Source organism: Rhodococcus antarcticus (genome assembly GCF_026153295.1).
Taxonomy (GTDB): domain Bacteria; phylum Actinomycetota; class Actinomycetes; order Mycobacteriales; family Mycobacteriaceae; genus Rhodococcus_D; species Rhodococcus_D antarcticus.
On sequence record NZ_CP110615.1, the window covers coordinates 680,891 to 694,118 of the forward strand.

At 74.4% G+C, this 13,228-nt stretch carries 13 protein-coding genes; 7 read left to right on the forward strand and 6 right to left on the reverse strand.

The features are described from left to right. The first annotated feature begins 122 nt into the window (after positions 1–122). On the forward strand, positions 123–1,367 hold the full coding sequence (locus RHODO2019_RS03420; protein ID WP_265383635.1) for a serine hydrolase domain-containing protein: 1,245 nt from the start codon (positions 123–125) through the stop codon (positions 1,365–1,367). Between the two features lie 59 nt (positions 1,368–1,426). On the opposite strand, the gene RHODO2019_RS03425 is transcribed toward RHODO2019_RS03420, so the two are convergent. Beyond that, the gene (locus tag RHODO2019_RS03425; RefSeq protein WP_265383636.1) at positions 1,427–2,605 is read right to left on the reverse strand and encodes an LLM class flavin-dependent oxidoreductase; all 1,179 of its coding nucleotides are present in this window, start codon (positions 2,603–2,605) and stop codon (positions 1,427–1,429) included. A 56-nt stretch (positions 2,606–2,661) separates the two neighbouring features. Beyond that, positions 2,662–3,492 carry an HAD family hydrolase gene (locus tag RHODO2019_RS03430; protein ID WP_265383637.1) on the reverse strand — a complete coding sequence of 277 codons (831 nt, stop codon included), beginning with the start codon at positions 3,490–3,492 and terminating at the stop codon, positions 2,662–2,664. Between the two features lie 73 nt (positions 3,493–3,565). Here RHODO2019_RS03430 and RHODO2019_RS03435 point away from each other — a divergent pair, with 73 nt between their 5' ends. After that, entirely contained in the window at positions 3,566–4,594 is a 1,029-nt protein-coding gene (locus tag RHODO2019_RS03435) for an ATP-grasp domain-containing protein (protein ID WP_265383638.1), read from the forward strand. A gap of 3 nt (positions 4,595–4,597) precedes the next feature. Here RHODO2019_RS03435 and RHODO2019_RS03440 read toward each other — a convergent pair whose 3' ends face one another. Together RHODO2019_RS03440 and RHODO2019_RS03445 are read right to left on the reverse strand one after the other, a co-directional pair. Continuing rightward, a complete protein-coding gene (locus RHODO2019_RS03440) occupies positions 4,598–5,818 on the reverse strand; it encodes an acyl-CoA dehydrogenase family protein (protein WP_435532167.1) in 1,221 nt (406 codons plus the stop codon). 105 nt (positions 5,819–5,923) lie between these two features. Continuing rightward, positions 5,924–6,646 carry a TIGR03089 family protein gene (locus tag RHODO2019_RS03445; protein ID WP_265383639.1) on the reverse strand — a complete coding sequence of 241 codons (723 nt, stop codon included), beginning with the start codon at positions 6,644–6,646 and terminating at the stop codon, positions 5,924–5,926. A 102-nt stretch (positions 6,647–6,748) separates the two neighbouring features. On the opposite strand from RHODO2019_RS03445, the gene RHODO2019_RS03450 reads away from it, so the two are divergent. Next, the gene (locus tag RHODO2019_RS03450; RefSeq protein ID WP_265383640.1) at positions 6,749–7,039 is read left to right on the forward strand and encodes a YiaA/YiaB family inner membrane protein; all 291 of its coding nucleotides are present in this window, start codon (positions 6,749–6,751) and stop codon (positions 7,037–7,039) included. A gap of 7 nt (positions 7,040–7,046) precedes the next feature. Here RHODO2019_RS03450 and RHODO2019_RS03455 read toward each other — a convergent pair whose 3' ends face one another. After that, on the reverse strand, positions 7,047–8,492 hold the full coding sequence (locus tag RHODO2019_RS03455) for an LCP family protein (RefSeq protein WP_265383641.1): 1,446 nt from the start codon (positions 8,490–8,492) through the stop codon (positions 7,047–7,049). Between the two features lie 509 nt (positions 8,493–9,001). Between RHODO2019_RS03455 and rfbB the strand changes: the two genes are divergently transcribed. From rfbB to RHODO2019_RS03470, 3 genes are read left to right on the forward strand one after another with little or no spacing between them, the layout of a single operon-like run. Beyond that, on the forward strand, positions 9,002–9,997 hold the full coding sequence (rfbB, locus tag RHODO2019_RS03460) for a dTDP-glucose 4,6-dehydratase (protein WP_265383642.1): 996 nt from the start codon (positions 9,002–9,004) through the stop codon (positions 9,995–9,997). Next, positions 9,994–10,872 carry a dTDP-4-dehydrorhamnose reductase gene (rfbD, locus tag RHODO2019_RS03465; protein WP_265383643.1) on the forward strand — a complete coding sequence of 293 codons (879 nt, stop codon included), beginning with the start codon at positions 9,994–9,996 and terminating at the stop codon, positions 10,870–10,872. The genes rfbB and rfbD overlap by 4 nt, the downstream gene beginning before the upstream one ends. After that, the gene (locus tag RHODO2019_RS03470; protein WP_290428890.1) at positions 10,869–11,729 is read left to right on the forward strand and encodes a glycosyltransferase family 2 protein; all 861 of its coding nucleotides are present in this window, start codon (positions 10,869–10,871) and stop codon (positions 11,727–11,729) included. The genes rfbD and RHODO2019_RS03470 overlap by 4 nt, the downstream gene beginning before the upstream one ends. An 8-nt stretch (positions 11,730–11,737) precedes the next feature. Here RHODO2019_RS03470 and RHODO2019_RS03475 read toward each other — a convergent pair whose 3' ends face one another. After that, a complete protein-coding gene (locus RHODO2019_RS03475; protein WP_265383644.1) occupies positions 11,738–11,989 on the reverse strand; it encodes a hypothetical protein in 252 nt (83 codons plus the stop codon). Between the two features lie 127 nt (positions 11,990–12,116). Between RHODO2019_RS03475 and manB the strand changes: the two genes are divergently transcribed. Continuing rightward, positions 12,117–13,193: a mannose-1-phosphate guanylyltransferase gene (manB, locus tag RHODO2019_RS03480; RefSeq protein ID WP_265383645.1), complete on the forward strand. Its 1,077-nt coding sequence runs from the start codon at positions 12,117–12,119 to the stop codon at positions 13,191–13,193. Positions 13,194–13,228: the final 35 nt, after the last annotated feature.

Sequence of the window (13,228 nt, forward strand, 5' to 3'; positions counted from 1 at the left end):
CTGGTCGTGGCACGGGGTGGTGGAGGGGCCCACGGTATCCGAGCGGGACCCCGCCCTCGCCCGCCGGAGGCCGGGGTGGTCAGATCAGCGCCACCACGTCACCGCCGTCGAGGAGGACATCCGTGCCCGAGGTCGCCGCACTGCAGGTCACCGCTGACCCGGCCGGGGTGGGGGTCGACGCCGCCCGCCTGGCCCGCATCGACCGGCACTTCGCCGGGTACGTCGACGACGGGCGCCTGCCCGGCTGGCAGGTGGTGGTCGCCCGGCACGGCCAGGTGGTGCACTCCTCGGTGCACGGTCGCCGCGACGTCGAGGCGGAGCTGCCCGTCGAGCAGGACACCCTGTGGCGGATCTACTCCATGACCAAGCCGATCACGTCGGTGGCGGCGCTGAGCATGCTCGAGGAGGGCGCGTTCGAGCTCAACGACCCGGTCAGCCGCTTCATCCCCTCCTTCGCCGACGTGCGGGTGTGGGCCGGCGGCTCCTCGCAGAGCCCTCGCACCGTGCCCGCGACCGAGCCGGTGCGCATGTGGCACCTGCTCAGCCACACCGCCGGGCTCACCTACGGCTTCATGAACGCCCACCCCGTGGACACCATCTACCGCGACCACGGTTTCGACTTCGGCACCGCCCACGGGCTGGACCTCGCCGCCTGCGCCGACGCCTGGGCCGGGTTGCCGCTGCTGTTCGACCCCGGCACGCAGTGGAGCTACTCGGTGGCCACCGACGTGCTCGGGCGCGTGCTCGAGGTGATCGCGGGCAAGGGCCTGGACCAGGTGCTGGCCGAGCGGGTGCTCGACCCGCTGGGGATGAGCGACACCCGCTGGTGGGTGGACACCCCGGACGCGGACCGGCTCGCCGCGCTCTACTCCCCGCATCCCGCCACGGGGAAGGCCGTGCGGCTGGACTCGGTGGGCCAGGCGGCGCTGCACGCGCCGGTGATGCTCTCCGGTGGTGGCGGGCTCGTGTCGACCGCGGCGGACTACCTGCGGTTCACCGAGATGCTGCGGCGCGGGGGCGAGCTCGACGGCGTCCGCGTGCTCGGCCCCCGCACCCTGGCCTACGCCAGCCGCAACCACCTGCCCGGCGGGGCGGACCTCACGGCGTTCGGCAGCGGGCAGTTCTCCGAGGTGGCCTACGGCGGGGTGGGGTTCGGTCTCGGCTTCGCCGTCACCGTCGACCCCACGGCCGGCAAGACCATGAGCTCGCCGGGCGAGATCACCTGGGGCGGGGCGGCGTCGACGGCGTTCTGGGTGGATCCGGTGGAGGACCTGGTGGCGATCTTCCTGACGCAGCTTCTGCCGAGCTCCACGCACCCCATCCGCACCCAGCTGCGGACCCTGGTCCACCAGGCGCTCGTGGACTGATCCGGCCGTGCGGCAACGGGTCCCGGCGGGAGCCGGGACCCGTTGCCGCACCCTGGCGCTCACCCGGTCGCGGCGACCTCGTCGGCGTACCGCTGCGTCATGGTGGCCACCGCGTCCATCTGGGACTGGGCGTGCCCCTCGCGGGTGCTGGTCGCGCGCTCCTTCGCCTCCAGGGTGGACTGCGCGTGGGTGCGCACCGACCCCTGGAACTGCGGCATCACGTGCTGGGCGATCAGCTCGTAGGACCGCTTGGTCGCCTCGGGGTTGGCCCACTCGTGGCTGAGCAGCAGCATGGCGCCGAAGCCGCCGGACTGGTCGTGCAGGCGCTGCACCTGCTTGCGCGCGTCCTCCGCGGTGCCGATCGAGCCGATGCCCGCCTCGTTGATGAACTCGATCATCTCCTTGACGTCGCCACCGGCCACGGCCATCTGCGGGAAGGCGGCCACCTTCTGGAAGTAGCGGAACCACTGCTCGATGCCGTGCTCCACGTCGCGGTAGGCCTGCTCCCGGGTCTCGGCGACGTGCATCAGCCCGACCAGCCGCCAGTCCTCGCGGGCGACGGTGGTGCCGTGGGTGGCCGCTCGTTCCTCCATCACGTTCCAGTGGTGGGCCAGGGCGTCGAACCCGTCCGGCGAGAGCGTCGCTCCGATGGAGAGCAGGCCCAGGCCGTGCTGGCCGGCCAGGCGCGGTCCGGTGGGTGAGGCGACGGCCGCGACGGTGATGTCGAACAGCGGCTCCGAGTACGGGCGGAGCTGCAGGCGCGCGTCGATCAGGGTGTGGGTGCGGGTGGTGGCCGTGACCGACTCCCCGGCGAGCAGCCGCAGCACGATGTCGAGGTTCTCGGCGAGCAGCTCGCGGGTGTCGGTGGGGTTGAGGCCGATCATCGCCGAGTCCGTCGGGAGCGAGCCGGGTCCGACGCCGAGCATGATCCGGCCGTGCGTCAGGTGGTCCAGCAGCACCATCCGGTCGGCCACCCACAGCGGGTTGTGGTAGCTCAGCGACGTGACGCCGGTCCCGAAGCGGATGTTCCTGGTTCGCTCCGCAGCGGCGGCGATGAAGATCTCCGGGGAGGAGATGATCTCGCTGCCGGCGGAGTGGTGCTCACCGATCCACGCCTCGTCGTAGCCGCACGCGTCGAGGTGCTCCATGAGCTGCAGGTCGCGCTGCAGCGCCAGGGTCGGGTTCTCGCCGGCGGGGTGGAACGGCGCCATGAACACGCCGAAGCGGAGACGACTCACGGGAACTCCTCGGGTCGGGGTCGACGGCGTCGTCGACCCCCCGAGTGTGATCGTGGTCACCAGCCCGTGTCGAGGCCCCCGCCGCCGAGGAGCTGCTCCAGCCAGCGTGCGACCCCGTCCTCGCCGTGGTGCGGGGCCACCTCGTCGGCCACCGCGAGCACGTCCGGGTGGGCGTTGGCCACCGCGACGCCGCGGCCCGCCCAGCGCAGCATGCTGACGTCGTTGGGCATGTCGCCGAAGGCCACCACGTCGGCGGCGACCACCCCGAGCCCGGCGGCCACCACGGCCAGCCCGCTCGCCTTGTCCACCCCGGGCGGGCCGATCTCGACGTAGGGGCCCGACGCGCTGGCGGTGACGGTGACCTGGGCGCCGACCAGCTCCTGCACCGCCACCCGCAGCGCGTCCGGCCCACCACCGGCGGAGTGCACGACCACCTTGAGCACCCCGCCCCCGACGATCTCGGGCAACGGTCGCGGTGAGCCCGGCCACGGGCGGCTGGGTCGGTAGCCGGGCTCGTGCGCGAGGGTGCCGTCCGGCCGCTCCACGGCCGCGGTCAGCCCGGGCAGCCGCCGGCGCAGCCGCTCGACGACCTCGACGGCGGTGCCCGCGTCCAGCCGGTGCTGCGCGAGCACCCGTCCGGCGATCCGGTCCCAGGTGATCGCCCCGTTGGCGCACACCACGACCCGGCCGGCCGCGGTGCCCTCCAGCGGGCCCAGCGAGCGCGGTGCGCGCCCGGTGACGGCCACGAACGGCACCCCCGCCGCGGCCAGCGCGGCGAGCGCGGCCCGGCTGCGGGGCGAGACCTCGTGGTCCGGGCCCAGCAGGGTGCCGTCGAGGTCGCTGGCCACGAGCCGGGGGCGTCGTCGCGGCTGCTCGGGGCCGGTCATGGTGGTTCCCTCCGTGGCGGTGCGGCACGATCACGGGAGTCCGGACCGTCCCACCCGATACGAGGAGCGTGCCGTGGCCCTGCGTCTGTGGTTCAACCAGGCCTACCGCGGCACCTTCCAGCTCATCGGGATGCTGCGCGGTGGTCTGGCGACCGACGGCGTCGAGATGCACGTCACGGGCAGCCACACCGCCCGCTCCACCCCGTTCCTGCAGGCCTGCGACGACGTGTTCGCCGAGCCCGAGGACGTGGTCGGCCGCGAGTGGGTGGAGCTGGCCCTGCGGATCTGCGCGGAGCGGCGCATCGACGTCTTCGTGCCCGGGCGGGAGCGGGCCGCGATCGACGACGCGGCCGGGGAGTTCGCGGCGGCCGGGGTGGCGCTGATGGTCAACCCGGCCGACGCGGTGCGGACCCTGGGGGACAAGGCGGCCGCCCACGCCAGCGCGCTGAGCCTGGGGGTGCCCGTGGCGCAGACGCACGTGGTGACCGACGCCGACGGTTTCCGCGCGGCCGTGGCGGCCCTGCGGGCCGAGGGGCTGCGGGCGTGCGTGAAGCCTGCGGTCGACCACGGCGCCAAGGGCTTCCGCGTGCTCGACGAGACCGTCGGCAGCTACGCGGACCTGCTGGCCCTGCCGGACGCCCGGGTGCACCCCGACGAGGTGGCCCGGCGCATCGAGGCCGTCGGCGAGGTGGCACCGCTGCTGGTGTGCGAGCTGCTCGAGGGCGACGAGCTCAGCGTGGACGTGCTCTCCCAGGACGGCACCGTGCTCGCCGCGGTGCCGCGGTCCAAGGCCGGGCCGCAGTGGACCCGGCAGATCGTGGAGGACCTCGAGGCGCTCAGCATCACCGAGGCGATCACCAAGGGCCACGGGCTGCGATACCTGTCCAACGTCCAGGTCCGGTACGGCCAGGGCCGGGCGCGGCTGCTCGAGGTGAACACCCGCGCGGCCTCGGGGCTGTTCCACTCCGCGGCGAGCGGGCTGAACCTGCCGCACCTGGCCCTGCGGCTGCTGCTCGACGGCGAGGTCCACGTGCCGGCACCCCGCTTCGGTGCCACCGTGCTCACGTGGACCGAGGCGCGCGAGGTCACCCTGCCGTTCTGAGCCTCATCGCGGCCGGGGCAGCATCTCGTCGGAGATGATCTTGCGCTGGATCTCGGAGGTGCCCTCGAAGATCGTGGTCAGCCGCGCGTCGCGCCAGTGCCGCTCGACGGCGCGCTCGGTGGTGTAGCCGTTGCCGCCGTGCAGCTGCATGGCCTGCGTGGTCACCGCCGCGGCCATCTCGCTCGCCCGGAGCTTGGCCATGGCGGCCTGCCGGGTGCAGCCCACGCCGCAGTCGATGAGGTGGGCCACCTGCCGGTACAGCGCCCGGGCGGCCTCGACCTCGCTGGCCATGTCGGCCAGGGCGAAGCGCAGCGCCTGGAAGTCGCCGATGGGGTGGCCGAACTGCTCGCGCTCCTGCAGGTAGGTGGTGCAGTCCTCCACCGCGGCCTGGGCCAGCCCGACCGCGCGCGCAGCGGTGTGCACCCGGGCCACGTCCAGCCAGGCGCCCACCCCGGAGAAGCCGCTCTCGTCGCCGTGGCCGGTGGTGACCACGTTGCCCGCCGGGACGCGCACGCCGTCGAGCGCCAGGTCCCAGGTGAGGAACCCGTGGTAGCCGATCTTGTCGATGGGCGTGCCGGTGAGCCCGTCGGGGAAGCTGCCCCGCTCCTTCTCGACGAGCAGGGTCTCCAGGCCGGCCGAGCGGGGCTCGCCGGGCTCGGCGTCCCGGGTGCGCACGAGGACCTGGATGAAGTCGGCGGCCTCGGCGTTGCCGCACCAGCGCTTGTGCCCGGTGATCACCCACTCGTCGGTGCCGCCCGAGCGGTCGCGGACGGCCCTGGTGCGCACCCCGGCGAGGTCGGACCCGGCGTCGGGCTCGCTGAGCGCGATGGCCCCGATCCAGTCGCCCCGGGCGGAGCGCTCGAGCAGCTCGGTGCGCCGGGAGTCGTCGGCCAGGCCGGTGCCCAGGCCCTGGGCGCGGGCGATGATGCTGGCCACGCTCATCCAGGCCCGGGCGAGCTCCTCCGCGACCATGCAGTACTCGAAGGCCCCCAGGCCCATCCCGCCGTGCTCGGTGCCCGTGGTGATGCCGAAGTACCCCAGCTCGGCGAGCCGTCCCAGCAGCGCCGGCGGTATGAGGCCCTTCCGGGGATCGAGCTCGTTCGCGACGGGCAGCACCTCCTCGCGCGCGAAGGTGCGCGCCTGCAGCTGCAGCGACTCGCGCTCCGGGGTGTGCCACGGGGGCGGCAGGTCGGGCAGCGCGGGTGGGCGCAGGTGATCGGTCACGAGCAGCGACGCTAACCGGACCTCCCGCGAGCCGCACGAGCGGACGCGACCCCGGCCGCGACGACGACCGGTGCCGCCGGGTCCGTCGGGAGCGGGGCCCGGTGCTCAGATCTCGCGGGTGACCTTCTCGGTCTGCACGCGCCGGGTGGTCCGCGCGTCGTCGGGGTTGGCCACCTGCACCAGCGACGCCCCGGCCGCCAGCACCGCCAGCAGCCCGTCGACCAGGCCGACCGTGGTGTCCCAGCCGGCCGAGGAGAGCACCCGGTCCTGGGCGGTGAGCCCCTGGCGCGATGCGGAGGCCCGGGCCGCCCCGAGCACCTCGTCCACGCTGCGCTCCTCCAGCGCCGGGTCGTCACCGCCGACGGGGGTGGGAGCGAAGGCGTCGCCGTGCACCCGTACCGCCGTGGCGTAGTCGGTGATCCCGATCGCGAGCCCGTCGATCCCGCGGCCGAAGGCGTCCAGGCTGAGCACCGCCACCTCGGGGGCCGCCTCGGCCTCGGGCAGCCGCTCGAGGGTGCACAGGGCCACCTCTGCACCGTCCGGGTCGGCCACGACCACGCCCCCGCACCACCAGACCCCCAGGTGCACGGCCACGCTCTGCCAGTGCGCCGGCAGGAGCACGGCCACCGGGTCGCCGGGGTTCACGCCCAGCTCGTCCCGGAGCAGGTTCGCCGTCTTGGCCGCCCAGTTCGCCAGCGTGGTGCCGGAGACCTCCACCCGCTCCCCGGTGGCGTCGTCGTAGTAGGTGACCAGCGGACGTGCGGCGTCGACGGCCAGGATCGGGCGCAGCAGCGCGTCCGCGAGGGTGGGGGCGGCAGCGGGGTACATGGCCCCAGGGTGTCAGTCCCGTCCCGGTCGCCGCTCGGCCAGGTCTCCCGGCCGCGTAGTCGTACGCATGTGCGCGGACCGACGATCGAGCAGGCTCGTGCCATGAGCACACCGCAGCCGCAGACCTCCTCCACCGCCGCCTTCTACCTGCAGGCCGTGATCGCCTTCGGGATCAGCCTCGCGGGGTGCGTCGTGGGCATCGCCTACCTGCCCATCGACCCCTGGCAGCGCGCGTTCCTGGCCATGACGCTGCTGTTCGTCGTCACCAGCGCCTTCACCCTGGCGAAGGTGGTCCGCGACCGCCAGGAGATCTCGACCGTCCGTGTGCGGGTCGACGAGGCACGCCTGGAGAAGCTGCTCGTCGAGCACGACCCGTTCCGCGTCGCGGCGTGACCGGTGATCAGCTGACGCAGGTGGGTCCGCCCGTGGCGGCGACGGGTGCGGCGGGAGGCTCGACCGGAGCGGCCTGCACCGCCGGTGCGGCCGTGGCCGTGGAGCCGGCGGACCCCGGCCCGGAGTAGTCGCTGCCGAGCACGACCCGCGCCGTGCCCCGCTGCACGCCGTCGTCCTGCCGGACGGGGAGCCCGCCGAGCTGGGCGGCCACGGCGGCGGCGCCGGCGTCGTCCGGGCTCGGGGCCAGCACCGATGACGTGCTCGACGAGCTCGCGTTGCCGACGCTCCCGGACCCGAAGCCGGCGGCGGACAGGGTCTCGGCGACCCGGGCGGCCAGGCCCGAGGTGCCGCTGGCGTTGGACACGTCCACGGTGGTGGTCGAGGGGTCGGTTCCGGCCGGCGCCGCTGCAGGGTTGCCCCCGGGGCCAGCCAGGAGCCCGGAGGTGAAGGCGCGCACCGCGTCCGGGTCCACCTCGACGATGCTGGACCCGTCGGGGCTGGTCGCGTCCGGGTTCGCCACGGGGATGGTCTGGAAGGTCACCGCACCGCCGGCCAGGCCGGCGAGCTGCGTCGCGAACCCCACCACGTCCCAGCCGGAGTCGATCACGACCGACCGCTGCACCGCCGCGCTGAGCTGGCCGAGGGCGCCGGGGCTGGTGAGGGTGCCCGCGGAGAGCACCTTCTTCGCCAGCGAGGCCATGAAGACCTGCTGACGGGTGATCCGGTCGAGGTCACCGCGGGGGAGGTTCTTGCGCTGGCGCACGAAGCTCAGCGCGTCGGCGCCGCTCAGCGTCTGCACCCCCGCGGGGAAGTCGGCCCCGGAGAAGGGGTCCGACGTCGCGGCGGCCAGGCACACCGGCACACCGTCGACCGCGTCGGTGAGCAGGACGAACCCCAGCAGGCCGATCTCCGCGTAGTGGTCGACGGTGACGCCGGTGAGCTCCTGGACGGTGGCGACGAGAGCCGTCCGGCCCGCCTCGGTGGACGGCGCCTCGGCGTCCACCTGGTTCGTGCCCTGCCGGACCAGCTCGTCGGCGCGCTGGGCCTTCGCGGTGCCGTAGGCGCCGTTGATCTTCTTCCTGCCCTGACCGGGCACGTCGACGAAGGAGTCGCGCGGGATGGACACCGCGGTGGCCGAGCTCCCGTCGTTGGGCACCCGCACCAGGATGATCGTGTCGGTGTTGGTGGTGGCCACGTCGCCGGCCCGCAGCAGGGCGAGCTCGTCGGGCGAGAGCGGGTTGCCCTGGGCGTCGGCGCGGCTGTCGGTCCCCACCAGGAGGATGTCTGTCGCGCCGTCGGCGGGGGCTCCGCCGTCCCCGGACATGGAGGGTCCCAGGTCCAGCGCGCTCGTCGTGGCGAGCTGGGAGGTCAGGGTGTCGATGGTGCGCCAGGCCGTGCCGGTGACGGCCAGCACCAGGACCGAGGCGAGCGCGACGAGGCTGCGTCCGAGCACGCGGGCACGGGCCGCAGGGGCTGCCGGACCGGGGGGGCGCACGACGGGCCGGGCCGGAGCGGGGGGGTGGGAGGCCGGCGCGCGGCGTGGCGCCAGGGGCGGCAGGGGCGGCCGGTGTCCCGCACCGGACGCCCCGGCGAGCTCCCGGCGGTCGCGCCCGCGCAGACGACCGTCGGACGGCAGGGGTGGAAGCGGTGGAAGCGGTGGAAGGGGACGGGCGGGCGGCGGCGAGCCGGCCCGCAGCGGAGGCAGGGGCGACGGGTTGCGGGGCTGGCGGGGAGCTCCCGACGCGCCCGGTCCGTAGCGGCGGGGAGCGCTGCGGCGGGGCTCGTCCGCCTCGCCCCGTGTCGGGCCGTTCTGCAACTCTGTCTCCCACGCTCGGTGACCGCCAGGGGGTCGGGTCCGCGTCGGTCACCCAGGCTAGCGGTGTCGAGCGGTGCAGATCGTGACCCCGGCCCGGCGTGCCAGACTGCACTTCTCTGTCGTCTGGTGCTCCCGGAGGGGTCCTCGTGAGGTTGTTGGTCACCGGCGGTGCCGGATTCATCGGGGCGAACTTCGTCCACCAGACGGTGACGCACCGTCCCGACCACCAGGTCACGGTGCTCGACTCGTTGACCTACGCCGGCAACCGCGCGAGCCTGGAGCCGGTCGCGTCCTCGGTCGAGCTCGTGGAGGGCTCCATCGCCGACGGTCCGCTGGTGGACCGCCTCGTCGCCGAGCACGACATCGTGGTCAACTTCGCCGCCGAGAGCCACAACGACAACTCGCTGCGCGACCCCGAGCCGTTCCTGCAGACGAACATCATCGGTACCTACCGCCTGCTGGAAGCCGTTCGTGCGCACGGCAAGCGGCTGCACCACGTCTCCACCGACGAGGTGTTCGGCGACCTCGAGCTCGACGACCCCAAGCGGTTCACCGAGGACACCCCCTACCGCCCGTCGAGCCCGTACTCCTCGACCAAGGCCGGGGCGGACCTGCTGGTCCGCGCCTGGGTGCGCAGCTTCGGCATCGAGGCCACCATCTCCAACTGCAGCAACAACTACGGGCCCTACCAGCACGTCGAGAAGTTCATCCCGCGCCAGGTCACGAACATCCTCTCCGGCGTGAAGCCGAAGGTCTACGGGGCCGGGGCCAACGTGCGCGACTGGATCCACGTCGACGACCACAACCGGGCCCTGCACGCCATCCTCGACGGCGGCCGCCTGGGGGAGACCTACCTCATCGGGGCTGACGGCGAGGCCGACAACCTCACGGTGGTCCGCACCCTGCTCCGGGTGCTGGGCAAGGCCGAGGACTGGTTCGACTTCGTGGGCGACCGCCCGGGCCACGACCTGCGCTACGCGATCGACGCCGGCAAGCTCCGCACCGAGCTCGGCTGGACCCCGCAGTACGCCGACCTCGAGACCGGGCTGGCCGCGACCGTCGCCTGGTACCGCGACAACGAGGCGTGGTGGGCACCCGCCAAGGCCGCCACCGAGGCCGGCTACTCGGCCCTGGGACGATGAGCCCGGCGCCGACGAGGCTGCTGGTCCCGGGCGGGCACGGCCAGCTGGGCACCGACGTGGCCGAGCAGGCCCGGTCCGCCGGTCACGAGGTCACCGCACCCGGCTCGCGGGAGCTCGACATCACCGACGCCGCTGCCGTCGACGCCGCCGTGGCCGGGGTGGACGTGGTGGTCAACTGTGCGGCGCACACCGCCGTGGACGCCGCCGAGTCCGAGCCCGACGCTGCCGCCGCCGTGAACGAGACCGGCCCGGGCCTGCTGGCGCGGGCGTGCGCCCGGCACGGGGTGCGCCTGGTGCACGTCTCCACCGACTACGTCTTCCCGGGCGACGCCGAGACCCCCTACGAGCCGGGCGACCCCACCGGACCCCGCTCGGTGTACGGCCGCACGAAGCTGGCGGGCGAGCAGGCCGTGCTGGCCGCACTGCCCGGCGCGCACGTGGTGCGCACCGCGTGGGTGTACGGAGCGGCGGGCGCGAACTTCGTGCGGACCATGGCGCGGCTCGAGGGGGAGCGGGAGACGCTCACCGTGGTCGACGACCAGCACGGCTCACCCACCTGGACGGGTGACCTGGCCGCGGGGCTGCTCGAGCTCGCGGCTCGGACCGACCTGCCCGGAGGCGTGCTGCACGCCACCAACGGGGGGTCGACCACGTGGTGCGGGTTCGCCCGTGCGGTGTTCGCCGAGATCGACGCCGACCCGGCGCGGGTGCAGCCCTGCACCACCGCCGACTTCCCCCGTCCCGCGCCGCGACCGGCGTACTCGGTGCTCAGCGGCACGGCGTGGGCCGCGGCCGGCCTGACCCCGCTGCGTCCGTGGCGCGACGCGCTGCACCGGGCGGTCTCGCTCGGCGGCCTGCTCCCCACCCCGTCGTGAGCATCACCACCTCCGAGCAGCTCGCCGTGGTGACGGTGACCTTCTCCCCGGGGGCACACCTGGAGTCCTTCCTGACCGGGGTGCGTGCGGCCACGGTGCTGCAGCCCCGGGTGGTGCTGGCCGACAACGGTTCCACCGACGGCGCCCCCGAGGCCGCGGTCGCTGCGCACCCCGGTGTCGAGCTGCTGCGCACGGGGGAGAACCTCGGCTACGGGGCGGCGGTGAACCGGGCCGTGGCTGACCTGCCCGCGGCGGTGGAGTGGGTGCTGGTCGCCAACCCGGACGTGCGCCTGCACCCGGGCAGCCTCGACGAGCTGCTGGCCGTGGCTGCCCGCTGGCCCCGAGCCGCGGCCCTCGGGCCCCTGGTGCGCGAGCCGGAGGGCGACGTGTACCCCTCGGCCCGGGCGGTGCCGGACCTCGTCTCCGGGACCGGGCACGCGGTGCTGGGCCGGGCGTGGCCGGGCAACCCGTTCAGCGCGGCCTACCGCCGCACCGGCGAGGAGCCCGTGGAGCGCACCGCCGGGTGGCTGTCCGGGTCGTGCCTGCTGCTGCGGCGCAGCGCCTTCCGCTCGGTCGGCGGGTTCGACCCGCGCTACTTCATGTACTTCGAGGACGTGGACCTCGGTGACCGGTTGAGCCGCGCTGGGTGGTGGAACGTCTACGCCCCCAGTGCGGAGGTCGTCCACGAGCAGGGTCACGCCGCCCGCCGGGCGCCCGGGGCGATGCTGGCGGCGCACCACGCGAGCGCGTACCGCTTCCAGGCCGACCGGCACCCGGGCGTGGTGGGTGCGCCGGTGCGGCTGGCGCTGCGGGTGGGTCTCGCGGTGCGCAGCCGGCTCGCCGTGCGCGCGGCCTGAGGGTTCGGTCAGGCCGAACGGTTGCGGACCCGGATGACCTGCGTGGAGTCCGGGTCGGCCTGGTGGGGATCGGCCGCGGTGACCACGTGGCGGGGGATGACCACGGTGGCGCAGGAGTCGGCGGGGGAGCCCGCGACGTCGAGGGTCACCACGGAGGCGTTGCGCTGCCGTGCGCGGCGCAGGGTGTCGTCCGCGCGGGACATGACGTCGGCCGGCGCCCGCTGGCCGGGGTCGTCGTCGCGCACCGGTCGTCGTCGCATGGGGTGGTGCACCGGCTCCGCCTCCCTGGCTGTAATAGAGAAAACAGTACTGTCACTGCCGCCGTGCGTGGCAGTGACGCGCCGGGACCGCCGCCGCCGCGGTGGGAACCCCACTGAGAGGACGTGCATGAGCCCGAAGGACATCGACGCCGTGATCCTGGTGGGCGGCAAGGGGACCCGGCTGCGGCCGCTCACCATGTCGGCCCCCAAGCCGATGCTCCCCACCGCGGGCGTGCCGTTCCTGCACCACCTCCTCTCGCGCATCAAGGCCGCCGGGATGCAGCACGTGGTGCTCGGCACGTCCTTCCGGGCGGAGGTCTTCTCCGAGCACTTCGGTGACGGGTCCGCCCTGGGGCTGGACATCGAGTACGTCACCGAGGCGGAGCCCCTGGGCACCGGCGGGGGCATCCGCAACGTCGCGGACCGGCTGCGCGGGGAGCACGCGATGGTCTTCAACGGTGACGTCCTCGGCGGGACCGACCTGCGGGCCGTGCTGTACACGCACACCACCACCGACGCGGACGTCACCCTGCACCTGGTGCGGGTGGGCGACCCCAGGGCCTTCGGCTGCGTGCCCACCGACGCCGAGGGCCGGGTCACGGACTTCCTCGAGAAGACCGAGGACCCGCCGACCGACCAGATCAACGCCGGCTGTTACGTCTTCAAGCGCTCCGTGCTCGAGTCGATCCCCACGGGGCGGGCGGTCTCGGTGGAGCGCGAGGTGTTCCCCGCGCTGCTCACCGCCGGGGCCAGGCTCCAGGGCCACGTGGACGCGGCGTACTGGCGCGACATGGGGACTCCCGAGGACTTCGTCCGGGGCTCGGCGGACCTGGTGCGCGGCATCGCCCCCTCCAGCGCGCTGCCGGGCCGCCCGGGGGAGTCGCTCGTGCTGCCCGGTGCCACCGTGGACCCCACCGCACTGCTGCTCGGCGGGACCGTGGTGGGCGCCGGCGCGACGGTGGGCGCGGGTGCGCGACTGGACGGTGCGGTGCTGTTCGACGGTTCCGCGGTCGGGGCCGGGGCCGTGGTGGAGCGCTCCATCCTCGGCTTCGACGCCCGCATCGGCGTGCGGGCGCTGGTCCGCGACGCCGTGATCGGCGACCGGGCCGTGGTGGGCGCCCGGTGCGAGCTGCTGCGCGGGGCGCGGGTGTGGCCCGACGTGCAGCTGCCCGACGGCGGGATCCGCTTCTCCACCGACGTGTGAGCGCGCCCTGAGCACCGACGCGCAACGGTCCTGGC

Excerpts from the sequence above, each read along its gene's own strand:
- rfbD (WP_265383643.1), top strand. The coding sequence starts at position 9,994 with ATGAGCCCGGCGCCGACGAGGCTGCTGGTCCCGGGCGGGCACGGCCAG.
- RHODO2019_RS03450 (WP_265383640.1), top strand. The coding sequence starts at position 6,749 with ATGAGCACACCGCAGCCGCAGACCTCCTCCACCGCCGCCTTCTACCTG.
- manB (WP_265383645.1), top strand. The coding sequence starts at position 12,117 with ATGAGCCCGAAGGACATCGACGCCGTGATCCTGGTGGGCGGCAAGGGG.
- RHODO2019_RS03430 (WP_265383637.1), bottom strand. The coding sequence starts at position 3,492 with ATGACCGGCCCCGAGCAGCCGCGACGACGCCCCCGGCTCGTGGCCAGC.
- RHODO2019_RS03475 (WP_265383644.1), bottom strand. The coding sequence starts at position 11,989 with ATGCGACGACGACCGGTGCGCGACGACGACCCCGGCCAGCGGGCGCCG.
- RHODO2019_RS03445 (WP_265383639.1), bottom strand. The coding sequence starts at position 6,646 with ATGTACCCCGCTGCCGCCCCCACCCTCGCGGACGCGCTGCTGCGCCCG.